This window comes from Solimonas sp. SE-A11 (assembly GCF_030345715.1).
In the GTDB taxonomy this organism is placed as follows: domain Bacteria; phylum Pseudomonadota; class Gammaproteobacteria; order Nevskiales; family Nevskiaceae; genus Solimonas_A.
Genome location: NZ_JAUASX010000004.1, coordinates 119,168 through 138,396 on the forward strand (window position 1 = coordinate 119,168; position 19,229 = coordinate 138,396).

Annotated in this window: 14 protein-coding genes; 4 read left to right on the forward strand and 10 right to left on the reverse strand. The window is 65.7% G+C overall.

What is annotated here, in order from left to right:
* Positions 1-305 precede the first annotated feature (305 nt).
* The 7 genes from QT386_RS06900 to QT386_RS06930 form a co-directional block, all read right to left on the reverse strand.
* Positions 306-935, reverse strand: a complete 630-nt coding sequence (locus tag QT386_RS06900) for a tetratricopeptide repeat protein (RefSeq protein WP_289273013.1) — start codon at positions 933-935, stop codon at positions 306-308.
* A 31-nt stretch (positions 936-966) separates the two neighbouring features.
* Positions 967-1,770 (reverse strand): SDR family oxidoreductase, encoded by an 804-nt coding sequence (locus tag QT386_RS06905; protein ID WP_289273014.1) that lies wholly within the window; start codon positions 1,768-1,770, stop codon positions 967-969.
* On the reverse strand, positions 1,740-2,426 hold the full coding sequence (locus tag QT386_RS06910) for a TenA family transcriptional regulator (protein ID WP_289273015.1): 687 nt from the start codon (positions 2,424-2,426) through the stop codon (positions 1,740-1,742). The genes QT386_RS06905 and QT386_RS06910 overlap by 31 nt, the downstream gene beginning before the upstream one ends.
* On the reverse strand, positions 2,423-3,919 hold the full coding sequence (locus QT386_RS06915; protein WP_289273016.1) for an AMP-binding protein: 1,497 nt from the start codon (positions 3,917-3,919) through the stop codon (positions 2,423-2,425). The genes QT386_RS06910 and QT386_RS06915 overlap by 4 nt, the downstream gene beginning before the upstream one ends.
* Positions 3,916-4,605 (reverse strand): thermostable hemolysin, encoded by a 690-nt coding sequence (locus QT386_RS06920; protein ID WP_289273017.1) that lies wholly within the window; start codon positions 4,603-4,605, stop codon positions 3,916-3,918. Before QT386_RS06920 ends, QT386_RS06915 begins: the two co-directional genes overlap by 4 nt.
* A 192-nt stretch (positions 4,606-4,797) precedes the next feature.
* Positions 4,798-5,265 (reverse strand): hypothetical protein, encoded by a 468-nt coding sequence (locus QT386_RS06925; RefSeq protein WP_289273018.1) that lies wholly within the window; start codon positions 5,263-5,265, stop codon positions 4,798-4,800.
* Positions 5,265-6,332, reverse strand: coding sequence for a porin (locus QT386_RS06930; protein WP_289273019.1), 1,068 nt, complete (start codon positions 6,330-6,332; stop codon positions 5,265-5,267). The genes QT386_RS06925 and QT386_RS06930 overlap by 1 nt, the downstream gene beginning before the upstream one ends.
* Before the next feature lie 96 nt (positions 6,333-6,428).
* Between QT386_RS06930 and QT386_RS06935 the strand changes: the two genes are divergently transcribed.
* The 4 genes from QT386_RS06935 to QT386_RS06950 all read left to right on the forward strand — a co-directional run bounded on the left by QT386_RS06935 (position 6,429) and on the right by QT386_RS06950 (position 12,685).
* A complete protein-coding gene (locus QT386_RS06935; RefSeq protein ID WP_289273020.1) occupies positions 6,429-8,174 on the forward strand; it encodes an ATP-binding protein in 1,746 nt (581 codons plus the stop codon).
* Entirely contained in the window at positions 8,171-9,547 is a 1,377-nt protein-coding gene (locus tag QT386_RS06940; RefSeq protein WP_289273021.1) for a sigma-54 dependent transcriptional regulator, read from the forward strand. The genes QT386_RS06935 and QT386_RS06940 overlap by 4 nt, the downstream gene beginning before the upstream one ends.
* Positions 9,548-9,605: 58 nt before the next feature.
* Positions 9,606-10,703 carry a crosslink repair DNA glycosylase YcaQ family protein gene (locus QT386_RS06945; protein WP_289273022.1) on the forward strand — a complete coding sequence of 366 codons (1,098 nt, stop codon included), beginning with the start codon at positions 9,606-9,608 and terminating at the stop codon, positions 10,701-10,703.
* Positions 10,704-10,903: 200 nt separating this feature from the next.
* Positions 10,904-12,685, forward strand: a complete 1,782-nt coding sequence (locus QT386_RS06950) for an ABC transporter ATP-binding protein (RefSeq protein WP_289273023.1) — start codon at positions 10,904-10,906, stop codon at positions 12,683-12,685.
* 5 nt (positions 12,686-12,690) lie between these two features.
* Here QT386_RS06950 and QT386_RS06955 read toward each other — a convergent pair whose 3' ends face one another.
* The 3 genes from QT386_RS06955 to QT386_RS06965 form a co-directional block, all read right to left on the reverse strand.
* Complete coding sequence (locus QT386_RS06955) at positions 12,691-14,538, reverse strand: CocE/NonD family hydrolase (protein WP_289273024.1); 1,848 nt, start codon at positions 14,536-14,538, stop codon at positions 12,691-12,693.
* Positions 14,539-14,791: 253 nt separating this feature from the next.
* Entirely contained in the window at positions 14,792-16,687 is a 1,896-nt protein-coding gene (locus QT386_RS06960) for a UvrD-helicase domain-containing protein (RefSeq protein WP_289273025.1), read from the reverse strand.
* Positions 16,684-19,011, reverse strand: coding sequence for an AAA family ATPase (locus QT386_RS06965; RefSeq protein ID WP_289273026.1), 2,328 nt, complete (start codon positions 19,009-19,011; stop codon positions 16,684-16,686). Before QT386_RS06965 ends, QT386_RS06960 begins: the two co-directional genes overlap by 4 nt.
* Between the last annotated feature and the right edge of the window lie 218 nt (positions 19,012-19,229).

The following is a 19,229-nucleotide window of genomic DNA, read 5'->3' on the forward strand; positions in this document are numbered from 1 at the left end:
GGCACTCCACGACAGCCCCGGCTCACCCTTCGGCAGGCTCAGTGCGAACGGTGTGGTTATCGCATCCGAGAGCATGGCGGGCATCGCCTCCACGCCGGGGTTCTCGTCCTCGTCCAACTTCTGCCACGCCCTCCGCCGCGCCACCAGACTGACACCCGGACAATACCGACAGGCCCGGCCCTCGTTCCGGGCAATTCAGCGCGTGCCGCTAATGGCGGCGAGGTCTCGGTGAGAACCGCAGGCCTGGCTGCCCGCGCCTTGCGGCGGAGCAACCAGGCCCAAGAGTCCTCCTCCGCGGGATCGACTTATTCGCCCAGCAGGGCGGTGATCTCGGCACGGCGACCCGCATCGGCATCCGCACGACCGGCACGCGGTGCCGCAGCGAGGGCCTTGCGCAGATACTTTTCTCCCTCGGCACGCTTGCCCTGATCCAGCAGCAGTTCGCCATAGAAGTAGTTCGGATCGATGCCGCTGGGATTGATCTGCAAGGCGCGCTGCAGGTACTCCGCTGCCTTCTTCTTGTCGCCGTAGGCGATCGGCCAGCCCGGCGCCTTGGCGTAGAGGCTGCCCAGCGAGGTGTAGATCGAGCCATCCAGGGCGGTCGGCTGGATCTTCTCCGCCTGCAGCAGCAGCTCCCGGGCGGTCTTGATCTTGGAGAGTGCTCCCAGCCCGCCCTCGAACTTGGCGTAGCTGCTGAGGATGATGGCCTGCCAGACCAGCGGTTCGGCCCGGCCGGGATTGGCGGCGGTGAATTGGGCCGCCCGGCCGGCCAGTTTCTCGAACTGCTTTTCCTTGTCGGCGGCGGGCGTGGTGTAGAAAGCCTCGGCCCAGCCGTGCTGCAAGGCCGCCAGGCCCTCCTCCACGGTTTCGGCGCGAGCCGAGAAAGCCAGCGCCAGGCAGCCGAGCAGCAGGCCGTAGGACAGATTGCGGATCATGATGTTCATCTCCAGATGACGGTAAGGATTCTCAGGGGAGCTGGCGCAGCGCGTAGGGCCTCATCTGCTGGCCCTGCTTGCGCAGGGCAGCGTCGACCAGCCGCGGGAACCAGGCATTGATGCGGACGAACAGCTTCTCGGGCCAGCCCAGGTAGCGCTCCTTGCGATTGCGTTCGATCGCCTCAACCAGGGCCGCGGCAACGGCATCGGGCTCGTCCTGGTTCATCGCCAGCGCACTGGCCATCTCGCTGACGGCACCGCTGTTGAGTGCGGTACGCGTGTAGCGCGGCGCAAAGTAAAGGACGTCGACCCCGCTGCCCGAGAGTTCCCGCCGCAGGCCCTCGGAGAAGCCGCGCAGCGCGAACTTGGTGCTGGAATAGGTGGCAAAGCAGGGGAAGGCGATGGACCCGAAGATGGAGCCGACGTTGACGACCAGGCCGCCGCCCTGGCGCAGCACCGGCAGCGCCGCCTGCACCAGTTGCATGGGAGCCAGGACATTGGTGCGCCACAGCTGCTCGATGGCTTCCGGCGGCGTCGACTCGAAGTAGCCGAAATGCATGGCACCGGCGCAGTTGATGACGATATCCAGCCGTGGCTCGAGGCTGCGCAGGCGCGCGATCAGGTCGCGTGCCGCACCACGCTCGGTCAGGTCGGCGACCAGCACCTCGGCTCGGCCTCCCTCACGGCGGATCTGGGCGGCCAGTTCCTGCAGCTCGGCCTCGCGCCGGCCACTGAGCCAAAGCCTGGCTCCGCGTGCCGCCAGTTGCAGTGCCGCGGCACGGCCGATGCCGCCGGTGGCACCGGTCAGAAGGATGCAGCGGTCTTGGAGTTGCATGAGGAATGCTCCTGGTGAAGGTGACGGAAGATGTCGCCGTAGAGGCGGTAGAACATGCGCGAGGCGTGGATCACGGCATCCTGGTCTCTCGGATCCGTGAGGCGGTCGACGAGCTCGCGGAAGAAGTCCACGTGATCCACGTCCAGGGCGCCATGGCTGGCGAGGTAGCTGAAGGCGGACTTGGGAAGCTGCACGGCCTGGGCGATCTTCTGCGAGGCCTGCGTGGCCAGCGCCGTGCTGGTGCCCTCGAGCACATGCACCATGCCGAAGAAGCCCACGGGGTTGCCACGCATCACGGTGTCATAGGCGTAGGACACCATCAGCTCGGTGGCCACCGCAGGGCGGCCGTAGCGCACCCGCTCCGGATCTCCGCCGGCGGCGCGGATGTCGTTCAGCACCCATTCGTGGTGGCCGTATTCCTCCTCCACGTAGTGCACGATCTTTCCACGCAGCCATTCGTAGTCGTCGGTCAGCCGTCCGCCGCAAGCCATCATCAGCGGCACGGTGTGCTTGACGTGGTGGTAGGCCTGGGTAAGGAAGGCGATATAGAGAGGACGGGTGACGCGCCCGGCCAGTGCATCGGCGAACAGGGGCAAGCCGAGCAGTTCGGCGCGGTCGGCCGCAGTGGCGTCCTGCAGGGTGTCATAGAAGCTCATGCTGGGGTTTCCTGGTAGAGGGAATCGAGGGAGGCGCCGTACTGCGCCCACAGGCTGGCGCGACGCAGGCGCCCATTGGCGGTGAGTTGTCCGTTCTGCGGCGTGAAAGCCTGTTGCGCCGGCAGCCAGCGGCGCACGCGGGCGTAGTCGGGCAGCATCGAGTTGACCTCGGCGATCGCCAGGTCCACGGCTTGCTGGCTCACGCCTGGCCGCGGCACGATCACGGCGGCATTCCAGGGGCGCGCCTCGCCGAATACGGCCGCCTGGGCGATGGCCGGCTGCAGGCAGAGTTCGCGCTCCACCCACTCCGGCGCCACGTTGCGCCCGAAGGCGGTGATGAACATGTTCTTCTTGCGCCCGGTCAGCCAGAGGTAACCGTCCGAGTCCAGATGTCCGATATCTCCAGTGGCCACCGGCTGGTCTGCAGCACGCGGCAGCTCCCCGACGTAACCCAGGAAGGCGTTGCCCGACACGAGGATCTCGCCATCGTCGGCGAACGACACCTCCACGTGCGGCAAGGGCCGCCCGGCGCTGCCAGGCCGGTTCGCCGCGGCGGTATTCAGCGCCACCACCGATGAGCACTCCGACAAGCCGTAGCCCTCGTGGACCGGCAGGCCGACCGCATGGGCGCGCTGCAGCAGGCGCGGGGCTACCGGTGCACCGCCTACGGCGATGAACCTCAGCTGCGACGGACGCCGCAGACCGGCCTCGATGGCCTCGACCAGCCCCTGCAGGATCTGCGGAACCAGGATCGCGGTGCTGGCGCGCGCCACTTCCAGCGCCTCGATCAGCAGGCGCGGGTCAAAGCCAGAGGCGCCGCGCAGGCCGACCTCGGACATCGGCCAGAGGCAGGCGGCGGCTCCCGACAGCAGCGGCGCGTACAGGCCGCCCAGGTTTTCCAGCAGCGTTGCCAGCGGCAGCACGCACAGGTGCCGATCGCCCGGCCCCGCTCCGCTGGCCTCGGCCAGGGCCAGGGCCACGCGCTCCATCTGCTCCTGCGCCAGGCAGACGCCCTTGGGTTCGCCAGTGGTGCCGGAGGTGTAGGTGATCTTGGCCGTACCCTCCGGCACCGGGACGGGCGCCTGGGGTGGCAGCTCCAGCAGGCTCAGCAGGCCGGGCACCAGCCCCACCTCCAGAGCCTCTGCCGGCAAGCCGGCGAAGGGGCCCGCCACGGCGAAGGCGGGCGGAACGAGCAGGGCCTGGGCGCCGGCGCTGCGCAGGGCATGGGCCATCTGCTGGGGCGAGAAGAACGGCGGCAGCGGAACCGTGCGTACGCCGGCACGCACGGCAGCCAGATCCGCCAGCGCCCAGGCCAGCCCGTTGTCGGCCAGCAGGCCGACCACTTTCAGGCCTCGCGACGACAGCTGGGCCGCCAGGCGCTCAATGGCCTGCTCCAGCTCGGCATAGCTCAGGCGCGCTTCGGACCCATCCAGGGCCAGCGCATCGGGCTGGCGACGGGCGTGGGCGGCAATGGCATCTAGAACCAGGCTCACGGCGCACCCACCTTGGCCACCGGCGCGAGTGCGTCGGCCAGCAAGCGCGGCGAGGACGCCATCTCCTCCAGCTGGCGCCAGCCGTTGCGCACGTCGCCGAGCATGACCGACGGCGAGTGCCGGTAGTAGCTTCCCCAGTGGCCACGCTCGGTCTCGGGCAGCCGCTCGATCGGTGCCGGAGCCATGACGCTCAGCGGCAGCCCCAGGCGGGTGAAGCCATTGCAGAGTCGGGCAGCGCCGGTGAATACCACCCAGTGGAAGGACTGGCGGTGCAGCAGGCGCGTGAGCAGCGGGATCAGCTCGCGCAGTGCGCCCGGCGAGGCACCGGCCAGGTTGCCGACTTCGGCAATGTGCCGGCGCAGGACGGGCTCGCCGGCCCGCCGGGAGACGAGCTGCTCCACCGGCTCGTCGAGATAGCACTCCAGGAACAAGCGCTCTTCGGCTGCGGAGCGCATGCCGAAGGCGGCATGCAGCTGGCCGTCGTCGTCATAGGTGCCGAACAGGCGTGGCATGAACCGGTGGAGTTCGGCGCCGTAGGTTGCGGCAAAGCGCTCGGCGATGAAACGCTCGAGCCGCACGCGTTCTTCGCGTTCGGCTCGGCACAGGCGGATACCGCTGTCCGGCAGCAGATCGCCGGAGACTGCACCCTGGCTGGTCTCGCCTTCGGGGGAGGCGTGGGAGAACATGGGAATCGCTTCCTGGTCAGGGCCCGGAGTGGGCCATGCCAGAAAGGGAGCAACGCCGGTGCCAGAGCCGAGCTATTGAGACAACATCATGAATTCAAATGGTTTTCATGAAATTCCACGGAGCAATGTCCGCGCTGCGGAGGCAGCAGGACTTGTCAGACCCGCAAGCCCTGTCCGACAAATCTTGCAGGGTCAGCGGCTGCAGTCGACCGGGGTGTCCGCCGGCAGCACGCGACCCTCGGCGTCCACCAGCAGCACCGCGCGGACGCGCTCATCCATCGAGCAGTACGGCAGGTAGCCGATGGCGTTGCGCGTGCCCGCGACGAATCGCAGGACCGCGGCCTCCGACGCCAGCACGTGGGGCGGCCTTATGCCATGGTAGTACTGCTCGTTCCAGTAGCTCTCCATGGCTTCGGGTGTCAGCCGCAGCAGGGACTCGGTGAAGCGGCGGCGCAGCGGATGGTCCGCCGGCAGGTTCACCGGCTCGATGCGGCGTCCGTCCGGCCACATCAGCTTCTTGCGCTTGTAGATCAGGGAGACATCGTCCGCGTCGAAGCTCACCGGCCCGCGCTGTACCGGTGCGATCACGGCGATCACCGGCTCGACCGCCTGGGCAGCCGAGGCAAGGCTCAGCGCGAGCGCCAGGAGAGTCCGGCGCATCAGAACATCACCGCGAACGATGCGAGCAGCCCGTCGCGAGCGTCGATGTCGTTATCGGTGGCCCGGCTGTACTCGGCCTTGAATACCAGCCCGGGATACGGCCGGTAATTCAGTCCGCCCAGGTAGACGTTGAGGTCGCGCGTGGCGGCCGTGTCCCGGAAGGTTTCATAGCGGGCCACCGCGAACAGGCGCTCGCCCAGCGGGGCCACCAGCTGCAGGTAGCCGCCCTGCTCGTCACGTTCGGCATTGGTCAGGCTGGTGACGCGGTAGGCGAATTCGCCTGTGAGTTCGAACCGCCGCCAGTTCCACTGGAAATCCGCGCCGTAGAGCCGCCGGCGCTGGCCGACGCTGCTGTCCAGTTCGAAATCGACGAAGGACAGGCCCACGTTGAGCTGCGGCAACAGGTCGGTGGACAGGTGCAGGCCATAGGCCTCCTTGAAGGCGTCCAGTTCCGGATTGGGAAACAGTTCCTGTCCGGGCGACCCGTAGATGGAATACTCCAGGCCGCGCGGCAGCCAGGGCAGCACGCCTGTCAGCATCGCGCCGGTCGCATTGACCGGGAAGGTGGCCTCGGTGACCAATGGCCGCGAGGTGGTCCACACCAGTGGCGCCGCGTGGATCAGGTTCCAGTGGCCGATAGGGGTCAGGAACTTGCCGAAGCGGAACGTGAGGGAGTCGCTATAGCTGTAGTCGAAGTAGAGACGCTCCAGGCCCAGGTAGGCTTCGTCGGTGGTGAACTCGTCGGAGTTGGCGAGCAGGCTGTCCTCCAGCTCCACCTCGGTGAAGAAACGCCAGCGCCCGCCGCCATCCCACCAGAGGAACCCGCTCAGTGAATCCAGGCCCGCCCTCCAGTCAGGCTCTCCCGACGCGCCCCCGGTGCCGTCGTAGGCCGCCACGGCGTAGCCGCCCAGCGTGACCCCGCTGTCTCCCAGGGCTCGCCCCTGGCCGAGCTGGTAAGGCGCGATGGGCGTGCTCTCCTCCACCGCCGGCTCCGGCTCCGGCTCAGGCTCCGGGGGAGACTGCGCCAGGATCGCCGGGCAGGCGAAGACCAGCGACCATGCCGCCATACGCAAAAGAGAATCAAACCTGTTCAGCATCGAGGACTGCCGCGCGCGCCCGGGAAAGACTTACTCTATCGCACCGTGACGATCCGTCGAATCCTGTTGCTCGCCTTTTTGCTGGTCAGCCTGTTGCCGGCGGCGGTGCTGACGCGCCTGGCCTTCGACCGCAGCCGCGCGGCGATGCTGGGCGAGATCGAACAGGGCGTGATGCGCAGCACCGCGGCGGTGTCGGCCGAGGCCGACAAGCTGCTGTACGAGCGGCTGCTCAATGCGACCACCTGGAATCACCTGGAGGTCATGCAGGACCTGCGCATCGACGACGTGGACAAGCGCCTGTCGTCCTTCCTGTCGGAGATGAAGCTGCGCTACGGCGGAACCTACCGTGCGCTGCATGCCGTGGACGGCGCCGGCCGCATCGTGGCCAGCAGCGACCCCGCGCGCATCGGCCAGGCCTATCCGACGCCCCATCCCTGGGCGCAGGCCGCGTTGCCCGGTGGCCTGGTCCGCGTGGAGCAGCCCAGCGAAACCGCTGGCAGCCGTGTCCTGCTGCTGCGGGTGTCGATCCCCTCCCTGTTCGAAGAAGGAGACATCGGCGACCTGCTGCTGGAGTTTGACTGGACCACGCTGCAGTCGGTGATGGATCGCGCCTCCGATGCTTCGCGCCAGATCCTGCTGGTGGACGACCAGGGCCATGCGCTTGGCGCGTCCGCCGGCCTGCTACCGCGAATAACGACGGGCAAGACGCTACCCCTGGGCTGGTGGCCGCCTCCGCCGGGCGTGCATGCCTTCGACCGCGAGGGCCCGCCGTTCATGGAGGGCGCCGTGATCGTGGGACACGCCGTCTCGCCTGGGCTGGCACGCTTCCCCGGGCTGGGATGGTCCTACCTGATGCTGCAGTCGCGCCAGGCGGTGCTGGCACCGGTGCAGCGGATGGCCTGGGCCTTTGCCGGACTCCTGGCGGTGACGGCGCTGATCACGGTGCTGGTGTCGCTGCTGGTCGCCGGCCAGATCGCCCGGCCGGTGCTGGCGCTGACCGACTTCACCCGGCGCTACGCGCAACCGGGTGCGCGACCGCAGTTGCCACAGGGTGGCCCGGCGGAGATCGGCGAGCTGGGACGCAGTTTCGTAAGGCTGGTGGACGATCTTTCGCATTCCCAGCAGACGCTGGCGCAGGCTTCAAAGCTGGCGGCGGTCGGCGAAGTCACGGCCCTGCTCGCGCACGAGGTCAGGACGCCGCTCGGCATATTGCGCAGCTCCGCGCAGACGCTGCGCTACGAGGATGGCCTGAGCCCGGAGGCACAGGAGCTGCTGCAGATCATCGACAGCGAGACCGGACGACTGAATCGCCTGGTCAGCTCGCTGCTGGACAGCGCGCGCACCCGCAGCCCGCAGTTCGCGGCCGTCGACCTGCATGCGCTGGCGCGCCATTCCACCAGCCTGCTGAATACGCAACTGCGCGATCGCCGCATCCAGCTCGCGATGGAGCTGGATGCGGCCAACAGCATGGTGGATGGCGACGGCGAGCAACTGACCCAGGTGCTGCTGAACCTCACCATGAATGCGCTGCAGATCCTGCCCGCCGAGGGCCGGATCGAGATCCGCAGCCGCAACGAATCGGGCCGCCTCGTCGTGGAGATATCCGACGACGGTCCCGGCGTCGCCGCCGCGGAGCGCAGCCGGATCTTCGAGCCGTTCGTCTTCAAGCGAGAAGGCGGGCTGGGCCTGGGCTTGGCCGTGGTCCGTCAGATCCTGCGTCAGCACGGCGGCGATATCTCCGTCGACGAAAGCCGGCTCGGCGGAGCCTGTTTCCGCTTCTGGCTGCCTCTACAAGGAACCCGTATTCCATGAGCAAGCACCGCGTCCTGGTAGTGGACGACGAAGCCAACATGCGCCGCGTGTTGGAGATCATGCTGTCCCGCCGCGGTTACCGCACGCTGAGCGCGGAAGACGGAAGGCAGGCCCTGGCGATGGTCCAGGAACATCCCGTGGACCTGGTGATCAGCGACCTGCGCATGCCGGGGATGAACGGCATCGAACTGCTGCGCGAGCTGCGCAAGCAAGGCAATGACCTGCCGCTGATCATCATCACGGCCCAGGGCACCATCGAAAGCGCCGTGGAGGCGATGCGCCTGGGGGCCTGCGACTACCTGCTGCGGCCCTTCGACAACGAAGCCCTGGACCTGGCCATCGGTCGCGTTTTCGCAGCGCACGAGATGCAGCAGCAGAACCAGTTCCTGCGCGGCGAGCTGGACAGGAACTGGGATGGCCTGGTCGGCGGCAGCCCGGCGATGCAGCGGGTGCGACAGCAGATCGCCCAGGTCGCCCCGACCCGTGCCAGCGTACTGCTGACTGGCGAGACGGGCACCGGCAAGGAAGTGGTGGCGCGCGCCATCCATCGCGCCTCGCCCCGCTGCGAGAGCCTGTTCGTCCCGATCAATTGCGCGGCGATCCCCGCGGATATCCTCGAGAGCGAGTTGTTCGGCCACGAGAAAGGCGCCTTCACCGGGGCACTCAAGGACCGCGTCGGGAAATTCGAGCTGGCCCAGGGCGGCACCGTGTTCCTCGACGAGATCACCGAGATGCCCATTGCGCTGCAGTCCAAGCTGCTGCGCGTGCTGCAGGAGGGCGTCATCGAGCGGCTGGGGGGCAACTCCACGATCGAGCTGGACCTGCGCGTCATCGCGGCGACCAACCGCGTGCCGCGCCAGGCGGTTCGCGACAGCCTGATGCGCGAGGACCTCTACTACCGGCTCAATGTCTTCAACATCGAGCTGCCGCCGCTGCGGGACCGGCTGGAAGACCTGCCCGAACTGGTACGGCATTTCCTGGGCGCCCTGCATCGGGGACCGAACTCACACCCCGGCGTCACCACCCAGGCCCTGGAGTACCTGCGGCAGTACCGCTGGCCCGGCAACATCCGTGAGCTGGGCAACATGGTGGAGCGCGCCAGCATCCTGAGCGGCGGCGGTGCCCTCGACCTGCATCATTTCCCGCTGGACGAGGCGCCGCCGGAGCCGCTGGCATCCCCTGCCGACAGCGCAGCCCTGCCGGAAAGCCTCGACTTGGATGCGGCGGTGCAGGACCTGGAGATACGCCTCATCAACGAGGCACTGACGCAGTCCGGCGGCAACAAGACGCGCGCCGCGCAACTGCTGCGCATCAGCGAGCGGTCGATCTGGTACAAGCTCAAGAAGTATCGCCTGGGCGCCGCCGCGGACTGACCGCCAAGCGGCCGGACAGGGGCCACACCTGGGGCGTGCCGGATGGCATCATCGCGCCATGCCACGTGCCCTCCAGCTCGACGACCTGCGCCGATACGCTATCGCGCGCAGCCTGTTTGCCCCCACCACGCTGCCGCGCGCGATCGAGCGCCTGGGCTTCGTGCAGGCCGACCCGCTGCGCGCGCCGGCCCGTGCCCAGGACCTGACCTTGCGCCACCGGGTGAGCGGCTATGCCGCCGGGGAGCTGGAGCGACGCTACCCGCGGCTGGCGATCGAGGAGGACTTCTTCGTCAACTACGGCTTTCTGCCACGCCGCCACCTGGCGCTGATGCACCCGCGCACGCCGCGCACCGTGTGGGATGCGGCACGCTGGAAGCAGGCGCATGAGGTGCTGGCCTTCGTGCAGGAGCGCGGCGCGGTACACCCACGCGAGGTGGACGCACAGTTCGCGCATGGCAAGACGCGAAACTGGTTCGGCGGCTCCTCCAATGCCAGCACCCAGTTGCTGGACGGCATGCACTACCGCGGCCTGCTGCGCGTGGCCCGCCGCGATGCCGGGGTGCGGGTCTACACGGTGGCACACGGCCATGAAGCGCCGGACGACGCCGATGTGCACGCGCGCATGGACGAGTTGCTGGACCTGGTGATCGCCAAGTACGCGCCGCTGCCGGCGGCCAGCCTGGCACAGCTCGCCAGCCTGCTGGCGGGCGGAGTGCCGCAATGGCGCGGTGAACGCGCGGCGGCGCTGGCGCGGGCGAAGCGGCGAGCGGCCCGGGATCGGGTGGGTGGCGTGGACTGGTACTGGCCGTCCGGCGAGAACCCGGCATCCAGCCGCCACGGCCCACTGGAGCGCGTGTACCTGCTGGCACCGTTCGACCCGGTGGCCTGGGATCGCCGCCGCTTCGAGCAGTTCTGGGGCTGGGCCTACCGCTTCGAGGCCTACACGCCGGCGCCCAAGCGCCGCTACGGCCACTACGCCCTGCCCCTGCTATGGCGTGACGAGGTGATCGGCTGGGCCAATGCCGCGGTGCAGGCCGGGCGCCTGCAACTGGAGTGTGGCTACATCAGCGGGCGCGCTCCGCGCGAGGCGGCCTTCCGCCGGGCACTGGAGGAGGAGCGCAGCCGGATGGCGGGGTTTCTGTCGGTGGCCGACTGAGGATACGGTACTGCCGTGCTTCGACAGGCTCAGCACGAACGGAACGAATCCTCCATGGCCCTCCAGGCTTCCGAGCCTTTGCACAGGAATTGCACTTTCCTTGCCCAGGCGCAGCACACTTGCCTGCAGCTTTTGAGGGAAACTGACGAAGCCGGGAGAGCCGGCCGCCATCCACCGGACGAGCCTGCCCGCCGGACTCCATGACCACACCCACCCCACCCGCTTCCACCCTGCCCTCGCAGCCGCTGCGGTTCTCGCTGCACTTCGCGCGCCAGTTCGCCGGCTGGTATGCCCTGGTGCTCTTCCTGCAGGCGGCGGCCTCGGCCAGCGCCATCGCGGTGCCCTGGGCCATCGGCAGCATCCTGCGCACCGTCACGTCCGGGGCGACACAGGGCGTGCTGCATGCGCTGCTGGTGTTCATCGGCCTGGGCCTGGCGGAGATGCTCTGTGCGCGCGGCGCAGGCTCGGCGCACATGCATATCGCGCCGCTGGTGCGCGCGAGGGTCACCGCCGAGCTGTTCGGCTACATCCAGCACCATTCGCACCGCTATTTCACCGACCGCTTTGCCGGCGCGCTGGCGCACCGCATTTCCGAAACCTCGGTGGGGGTGATGCAGGCGAACAACGCGATCCTGTTCATCTTCCTGCCGGTGCTGGTGAAGGTGGCGACGGCGGCCGTGCTGCTGGGCATGGCCAACCCGGTGCTGGCGCTGATCGTGATCGGCTGGGCCCTGGTCTTCGTGGGCGTGGCCTATGTGCTGGCGCGCCAGTGCCTGCCCTACATGCGCGAGCACTCGGCGGCGCGCAGCGGCACGACGGGGCAGATCATCGACGCGGTGACCAACATGACCAACATCCGCCTGTTCGCGCAGTCCGGCAACGAGCGCCAGCGGCTGGACGGCGTGCTGTCCGAGGAGTTGGGCAAGACGCGCATCGCGCAGCGCTACGTGGAGCGCATCAAGTGGTTCCAGCATGCGGCGACCCTGGCCCTGAAGGTGGGCGCGCTGGCTACCGCGCTGTGGCTGTGGCGCAGCGGCGCCATCGACGCCGGGGCCTTCGTCATGAGTGCGGGCATCGCCCTGCTGATCATCGCGGAGGCCGACAACCTGGGCCGGCAGTTCCTGGACTTCTTCGAGTACGTGGGCAACATCGAGAACGGCGTGGGCACGCTGATCCGGCCGCACGAGATCGTGGATTCACCCGGCGCGCGGCCGATGAGGATCGAGCGTGGCGAGATCGAGTTCCGCGGAGTGTCGTTCCGGTATCCGCAGGGCGCCGAAATCTTCCGCGGGCTGGACCTGCGCATCGAGCCGGGGCAGCGGGTGGGCCTGGTGGGTTATTCGGGCTCCGGCAAGTCCACCTTCGTCAACCTGATCCTGCGGCTGTTCGAGCCGCAGCAGGGCAGCATCCTGATCGACGGCACCGACCTGCGCGAGGTGACGCTGGAGTCGATGCACCTCCAGATCGGCCTGATCCCCCAGGACCCGGGGCTGTTCCACCGCACGGTGGCCGACAACATCCGCTATGGCCGCAAGGGCGCGAGCCAGGCCGAGGTGGAGGACGCGGCACGGCGCGCGGAGGCACATGGCTTCATCACCGCACTGGAGGGCGGCTATTCCGCCATGGTCGGCGAACGCGGCATCAAGCTCTCCGGAGGCCAGCGACAGCGCATCGCCATTGCCCGCGTGCTGCTGAAGGACGCGCCGATCCTGATCCTGGACGAGGCGACCTCCAGCCTGGACTCGGTGACCGAGCAGGCGATCCAGCGTGCGCTGGACAAAGCCATGCACGGCAAGACCGTGATCGTGATCGCGCACCGCCTGTCGACGGTCTCGCACCTGGACCGCATCCTGGTGTTCGACAGCGGCAGGATCGTCGAGGACGGCAGCCACGAGCAGCTGCTGGCGCTGCAGGGGCATTACCACCGGCTGTGGAGCCGGCAGGCCGACGGCTTTTTGCCGGAGGACGAGGACGCGGCGTAGTCCGCCTACTCCGATAGCGAGAGGCGGCCAGCCGGTACCGTACCGGTGGAGCCGCGGCAGGGCTGGTTCGCCAGTTCCTTGCAGGCCAACGCCGCAGGTACCTGGGCGGGGCCGTCGTCCATCACGCCAACCACGAGCTTCGACGGATGCTCCGGGTCATGCAGGATGGTGTTCAGCGACGGCAGCGGCTGGAACAGGAAGCCCCAATCCCCGGTGATGCCCGTGGGCGCATCCACGATCAGGCGCAGCGCGCTGCCGGCACGGAAGCGGTGCGCGAAGGGGAAGATTTCCAGGCGTGCCAGCACCGGCTCGCCGGTCTGCAGCGTCTGCACGCTACCCGAGGTGAAGTGGTGGAACGGCCGCGTGGCGGTTGAGCGGCTCTCATCCAGCGCGCGGGCCGAGGCGCGCAGCCAGCCGCGGGCGACGTAGAGCTCCTGGCCGTCGGGGCGGACCTCGGTGAGGGTGGCCTGGAGATCGACATCCGGGACGGTGGCAGTGAGCCAGAGATCCGCGCTGGCGGAGCCGAGCAACTGCGCATCCTGCTCCAGCGCGGGCGTGGTCCAGACCACGCGGCCGGAGTCGGGCGCGGGGAGCTGCCACAGCAGGTCCAGGGCACTCAGGGCCCAGGGCAAGGGATTGGTGGACGGCGAAGGCAGCGGGTAGAGATAGCGGCTGCCGGCTTGCCCTGCGGTGGGCGGCTCCAGGGCGAGCGTCTCTGCCTCTCTCAGGAACAGTTCCACCGGACGCGGCGAGGGCAGCCGGTCGTAGGCGGTGATCCAACCCGGCTGATAATCCTCTGCCCGCAGGTCGTGCAGGACCTGGATGCGCGGGGTGCGCTCCCAGCCGTTGTCCCTGCCGCGGAGGTAGCGCTCGTAGAACTCGAGCAGCATCTCCGAATGCTGCGGCTGGTCTTCGGTCAGGTCATGGTTGCCATTGCTCATGACACTCCAGGTCTTGCGCAGGTCCAGCACGCCGAGCAGGCCACCCGGCTCCAGCAGGCCTCCGATGCGCGAGCCGGTCTGCTCGTCCTGCCAGTAGACGATGTTCAGCACCGGCACGTCGATCTGCGCGGCCGTGGCCGCGGGGCTGCGGCTGTGCCAGTCGAAGGCTCCGTCGATTTTGGGGCTGAGGATGCCCTGCACCACGAAGGACTCATAGGCGAGCTTGTTGGCGGCGTAGTTCACGGCGCATTCGAGATCGGCCTGCAGGATGGCGGCCGGCACGGCCTCTGCCCCGGGCAGCTGCTGCTGTACCGTGAACAGGCCGGAGAAGACCGAGTTCAGGATGCCGCCGGGGGCGCCGACGTCACGATAGAGATCAAAGATCACGTTGGAGGGCGCGATGGCCCGCAGGTGCGGCGGGCGCTGCGCTGCCGTGAACAGCTGCATGATGCCGGGATAGGAGTAGCCGATCATGCCAATGTTGCCGTCGGACCAGGGCTGCTGCGCCGCCCACTCGACGGCCTCGGCGCCGTCGATGCCCCATTGCGGATCGAACAGGCTGAAGCCGCCGGAGGAGCAGCCCGTGCCGCGCACGGAGACGCCGAGCACGGTGTAGCCGCGCAGGAGCAGCTTCGCCTTCACGCCCGGGATGTTGCTGAAGTAGCCGCCGGTGCCGGCGTCGTAGCCGTCGTACTGCATGACCACGGGCCCTGGGGGCGCGTCCACGGCGCGCTCCCAGTGATAGCGCAGGCGCGTGCCATCCTTGAGGGTCAGGTAGCCGTCCTGGGTGGTCGTTTCCGGGCCATAGGCTTCGACCGGCGCTTGCTCGCTACCGGAGACGGAGGACGAGTCATGGCAGGCGGCCAAGCCGAGGGCCAGGGCAAGGCCCATGGTCCTGAATAGCGGTTTCAATTGAAGCTCCCCGGAGAGTTGCCACCCGGTATCTTCGGGCGATCAGGGGGAATGGTAGGGGAAATGCGGGATGTGAGGAGCGCTCGCTGCACTTGGCCCCTGGTCAGCCTTGGCCTGGGAGCGCATTAGGGCACTCTGCCCGCTTCGATTTCCGCTTTGTGCCATTTCCAGACACCCGTGAATGGCGGCTTCCGGGCGCCCAAGCTGTTGGCTGTCAACTGGTTGACCTTGCCAACAACTGGAAGCTGTCGATCTACGGAAGTTCGGATAGTACTTCGTCAGCCGCGAACCACTCATTCTCGATAACGTGTGCACGAACTGCAGCGGGATCGGGAGAATAGGCTACGAGAGCCAGGCTCGATCGAGCGCGACTGCAGGTCACATAGAACAAGCGGCGCGTGCGATCGACGGAAGTTTCCTTGCCCTCCTGGGCGTTCCTGATGTCGGCGGCAGTGGGCGTCTTAGCGCCGAGAAGCTTGTCGTAACCGAACAGGAAGCCTCGGGCTTCCCCATCATCCATGAGAACCATGACGCGCTCGAATTCCAACCCCTTTACCCCTTGGTGGGTATCGAATGGAGCCTCACGTGCAACGTAGGTGGCATACGGTGCGATTTCTGAGAATGTGCAGTCGAGGAACGTAATGAGCGCCGCGATCTGATCGCTGACAGGATCGGCCTCTTCATCGCCAGGCAACTCCGCCGGCCCGACCTGCTGGGCAGCTAAGGCTGCTTTGAGACGGTCAGGGATCGCGAAGAGATTGGATTCCGCGATGTTCGCGGCAATCTCAGCACAAGTGGGTTCGCCATTGGCCCAAAGGGCCATCAGGCCATCGATGGCGGCCTGGGCTGCACGGAGTTGCGATACCGGCTTCTCGTTGCCCTTCAAATTTTCCCTGCTGAGCAGCGGTGAGCTTTCCCGTACTAGCTTAGTAGCCGCGAACTTATCACCCTTCTGCTGGGCGGTGACGAGTGGCAGTACGTAATGTGTGAAGAATCGAGTGGGTGCAAAGCTCCCATCGAGAAAACTCGTCCGATAATCATCGACAGAAGCTAGCGCCTCGAACATTTGCAGGAAGCCCATCCGCCGGGCTGCCATGTGATGCTCCAAAGTCAGAATCTTGCATTCTCCAGCGTCAGTCCAGCCCTGATCACTGGTCAGCCCTGCCATGTAGTCTCGGACCCCCTTCTCCAGAGCAGGTTTGTCCGGTGTATCGACCGGAAATACAAAGAGCCGCACCCAGCCTTCCGGTCGGTCATCGCGCGGCTCCTGCTTGTGATTGTCGGCGGCGCCACGAATCTGATTGATGAGCCGCACAATGCGGTGGGGGCAACGGTGGTTTAGTTTTTTCTCTGGCGTTGCCCAACTCTGCGGTATTGAGCTTTCGATCCGCTCTTTTCCGTCCGGATAGATGCGTTGCATCGTGTCGCCGATCAAGCCCAGGCAAAAGCGTTCGGCATGCGCATTCTGAACGACGAACAAAGCATCAATAAGCACTCGGCTGGTGTCCTGGCTTTCATCGATCAGCAGAAACGGAAACTTCTCGACGAACATGCGCTGCATGAGTGGCTTCGCAAACAGAAACGCCGAGAATATTCTGATGACCTCGCTATGGTTTAGTGCGTTGCGCTCCCGATTGTCGCCATTGGGGTTGTAGGTGAACGTCTTGATGTCTGTAAGCCGGTCCAATCGGTGCTTCTTGGACTCGATCTGGGCCTGGCGGGCGGCCGATGCCTTGGTGCCTGGCCGCCCCTTTTCCTCTTCGGCTTGAATGTCTGCGATCTCGCGTTGCAGGTTGTCTTTCAGCCAAACGCGGATATCCGCATTGAACCCTTGTATTTGCGACCACGCGAAGCTGTGGATAGTGCTCACCACGAACAGTGGATCGTATTCGGTTCGCCGCTTAATCTCATCACATGCCGCATTGGTATAGGTGATAACGGCAACCTGTCGCCCGCGCAGACGAAGCGTGTCGCGGTAGGTTTTCGCCAAATATTTCAGCGCATTCACCAGTGAGCGCGTTTTGCCCGACCCAGCTCCTGCAAACAGGAAGAAGCTGGTGGGCTTCTCCAAACGCAGAAACCCAGCCAGCTCTTCTTCCACATGATCGTCGAGCGTGACGTTCGAAATCGCTCTGACAACGTTGTTCACGCTGCGGCTCCTTCCGGAGTAGGGGCTGTCTCGCTCTCATCCTCGCTTGTCACCTGAACGAGCCCGAGTTCGATCTGCTTATGCTCAAGCTGAGTCGCCAACCACAGCAAGCCGTCGCGGATGTAGGCCGGGGTCTTCAGCGAAAGCGGGTCCTCGATTTCGAGCAGGTCCAACGCGAATTCAGCTTTCCCCCCACTTTTTAGCGCGATATTGAGTGCCCCGCTCAGGGCATTCAGATCGGCACTATTAGTTACGGCATCACGAAACTTGGCAATGAGTCCAGTCCCCGGCAATGCCTCGAACAGATCAAGATTTGCCATCACTATCGCATCTTCCAGAGTGTAGGAAAGCGCCTCGGCGATAGTGCCCTTGAACGCTACCTGGATGGGCGACTGATAGGCAACACGCACTGAGAAATTCTCATCTGAATAGGTTTTGACCTTATCGTTCTCGGGCTTATCGAGCAGCGGGTCGAGGTCGTTAATGACGGGCCACCACGTCCGCAGTGTTGCGTTGCGAGTTGTGCACCCCGTGCCTCGCACTGGCGGCGCACTGTTGCCCGCGGCATTGCAGGAATCAATGTCAGTAATGACCAGCGTTGTGAGCCCGATTTTCTCGATCAGGCTGCGTAGCTTGTGAGCATGGCTGCCGCCAATTTCAAGCCAGGTGATGTAGCTCTCCGAGAGTTTCTCGAACTCCGGATGGTAGTTCACGAAATTAGGCACGAGGATGCGCTCTGCCGGCCCCTCGATCAGCACCGCAGCATCGGCAAAGAACAGGTCGCAATGGGTAACGCGCAGATAGCGGGTCACGAAGCGCTTAGTGTCCAGATCGGTGCCGAACGCGTTCTCCAAATTGACGACACACGAGGTCGGGATCGCCATTTTACCGCTCGGCAGGCGGCGGAAATAGCGTAAGGAGTCAAACTCGCACTCATGGGCGATGTGGCTCGAATGAGTGCTGACCACCATCTGCGTCACGAAATTTGGACTCGCGCCGAGGTCGCCATGGCTGCGCAGAATCTTGTGCGCTTGGCGGATGAAAACCTGCTGGACTTGGGTATGAAGATGCACCTCGGGCTCTTCAATCAGCACCAAGTGCAAGGGCGGGATAATCGTGTCGTCGGAAGCCTTATGCTTGGCCTTGCCAACCCGCATCCAACTGTCGCGGAAGGCCATGAGGCGGAAGACCATAGAGATGAGATTCTGGTAGCCCAGCCCGTTGGAGTCCTCCGGCAGGTACAGATCCGTGGCGCTTTCGCCGTCATGGATCGGCACGACGAACTGCACCGCAGCGTCGTGGTTCAGTCCTTCAACGGGACGCAGCCGTGTCGAAATATTCAGTTTTGGATCCGTGACACCCGGATAGCCCAGCTTGTGCATCTCCTTGAGCGGGCTTTTGAATCCGTCGCTAAGCCGTAGGTTGAAGGCTTGTTGGGCTTCTTCGATCGCCCTGAGTGCAAGTAGATCTTGCGCATCCGGGGTCTCATAGGGGTCGAGATGGCGACTGTAGTACTGGCGAAGCTGGACTGACAGCTTCCGCGATCCGCTGACGGTGACAGCGGCCTCATCATCGCTATCCTCGCCTGCTACGCCGAAGCCACGCTGGGCGCTAATCTCGTCGATCCGAATGAGACCACGAAATGGGTCGCCGTCGATCGGCTCGCTTCCATTGAGTGCCTGCGGCCTAGCCAAGCCATGCTCAGGATCGACGCAAGCGGCCGGATCGAGCACGTAGGCTTTGACCGTAAAGAATGCTGGCAGCCGGCGCTGTAGGAACTCAACGAGGTTTTGCGGCCAGATTGCCACCTGAAAATCGGCTGCATCCTTGCCTTGCTCTTTGGCTAGGGCAGCACCGGCCGCCTGCAACGCCAACGCCTGCGCCCGTGCCGCCACATACTCTTGCTGCAGTTGTGCGGCATCCTTCGGCTCCAGGCGCATGCGCACGCCTAGTCTTCCACCATCCCAATCGAGGGTGGGCAGGATCTTCTGGACATAGTGCACTTCGTCCTCGGCTACGTGAAGCCAGATATCGAGAAACGGCAACAATGGGGCCCATTCGGGCTCCGGCAACGGCTGGTTCGCGACATGCTCCGCTTCCCAGGCGGCGCCCATCGCGTTAATAGACGGCCAATGTGAGAGCGTAAAGTCGTTGAAGCGAAAGCTGGATCGTTCTCGATCCACGAGGAAATAGCGCAGCGCCGTGATGGCTGACGTCTTTCCGCTGTTATTGGCTCCAACGAAAACGGTCTTTTCGGGTGATAAGCCGACCCGAGTCGATAGTAGTTTTCTAAAGTTTGCGATCTCAACGAATTCGATGCGCATGGCTACCCCCTCCTCGGGATTGTAGACCAAGGCAATAGACCGCGATCCAGTGAACGCAATGGCAGGCCGCTGCGCGTAGCCTATGGAACGAGGCTCGACAGTCAGCTTACGGGGTCAGCAATCGCCGCCGCTGTATTCCGCTTTGGGCTGCGAGTGGACACCAGAAACAACCGGAACGCAAAACCTTCGCCAAGCCAAAAATAAGCGCCCGCCAGGGT

Coding starts and splice junctions, on each gene's coding strand:
- QT386_RS06900 (WP_289273013.1), bottom strand. CDS start 935: ATGATCCGCAATCTGTCCTACGGCCTGCTGCTCGGCTGCCTGGCGCTG.
- QT386_RS06905 (WP_289273014.1), bottom strand. CDS start 1,770: ATGCAACTCCAAGACCGCTGCATCCTTCTGACCGGTGCCACCGGCGGC.
- QT386_RS06910 (WP_289273015.1), bottom strand. CDS start 2,426: ATGAGCTTCTATGACACCCTGCAGGACGCCACTGCGGCCGACCGCGCC.
- QT386_RS06920 (WP_289273017.1), bottom strand. CDS start 4,605: ATGTTCTCCCACGCCTCCCCCGAAGGCGAGACCAGCCAGGGTGCAGTC.
- QT386_RS06925 (WP_289273018.1), bottom strand. CDS start 5,265: ATGCGCCGGACTCTCCTGGCGCTCGCGCTGAGCCTTGCCTCGGCTGCC.
- QT386_RS06930 (WP_289273019.1), bottom strand. CDS start 6,332: ATGGCGGCATGGTCGCTGGTCTTCGCCTGCCCGGCGATCCTGGCGCAG.
- QT386_RS06940 (WP_289273021.1), top strand. CDS start 8,171: ATGAGCAAGCACCGCGTCCTGGTAGTGGACGACGAAGCCAACATGCGC.
- QT386_RS06945 (WP_289273022.1), top strand. CDS start 9,606: ATGCCACGTGCCCTCCAGCTCGACGACCTGCGCCGATACGCTATCGCG.
- QT386_RS06950 (WP_289273023.1), top strand. CDS start 10,904: ATGACCACACCCACCCCACCCGCTTCCACCCTGCCCTCGCAGCCGCTG.
- QT386_RS06965 (WP_289273026.1), bottom strand. CDS start 19,011: ATGCGCATCGAATTCGTTGAGATCGCAAACTTTAGAAAACTACTATCG.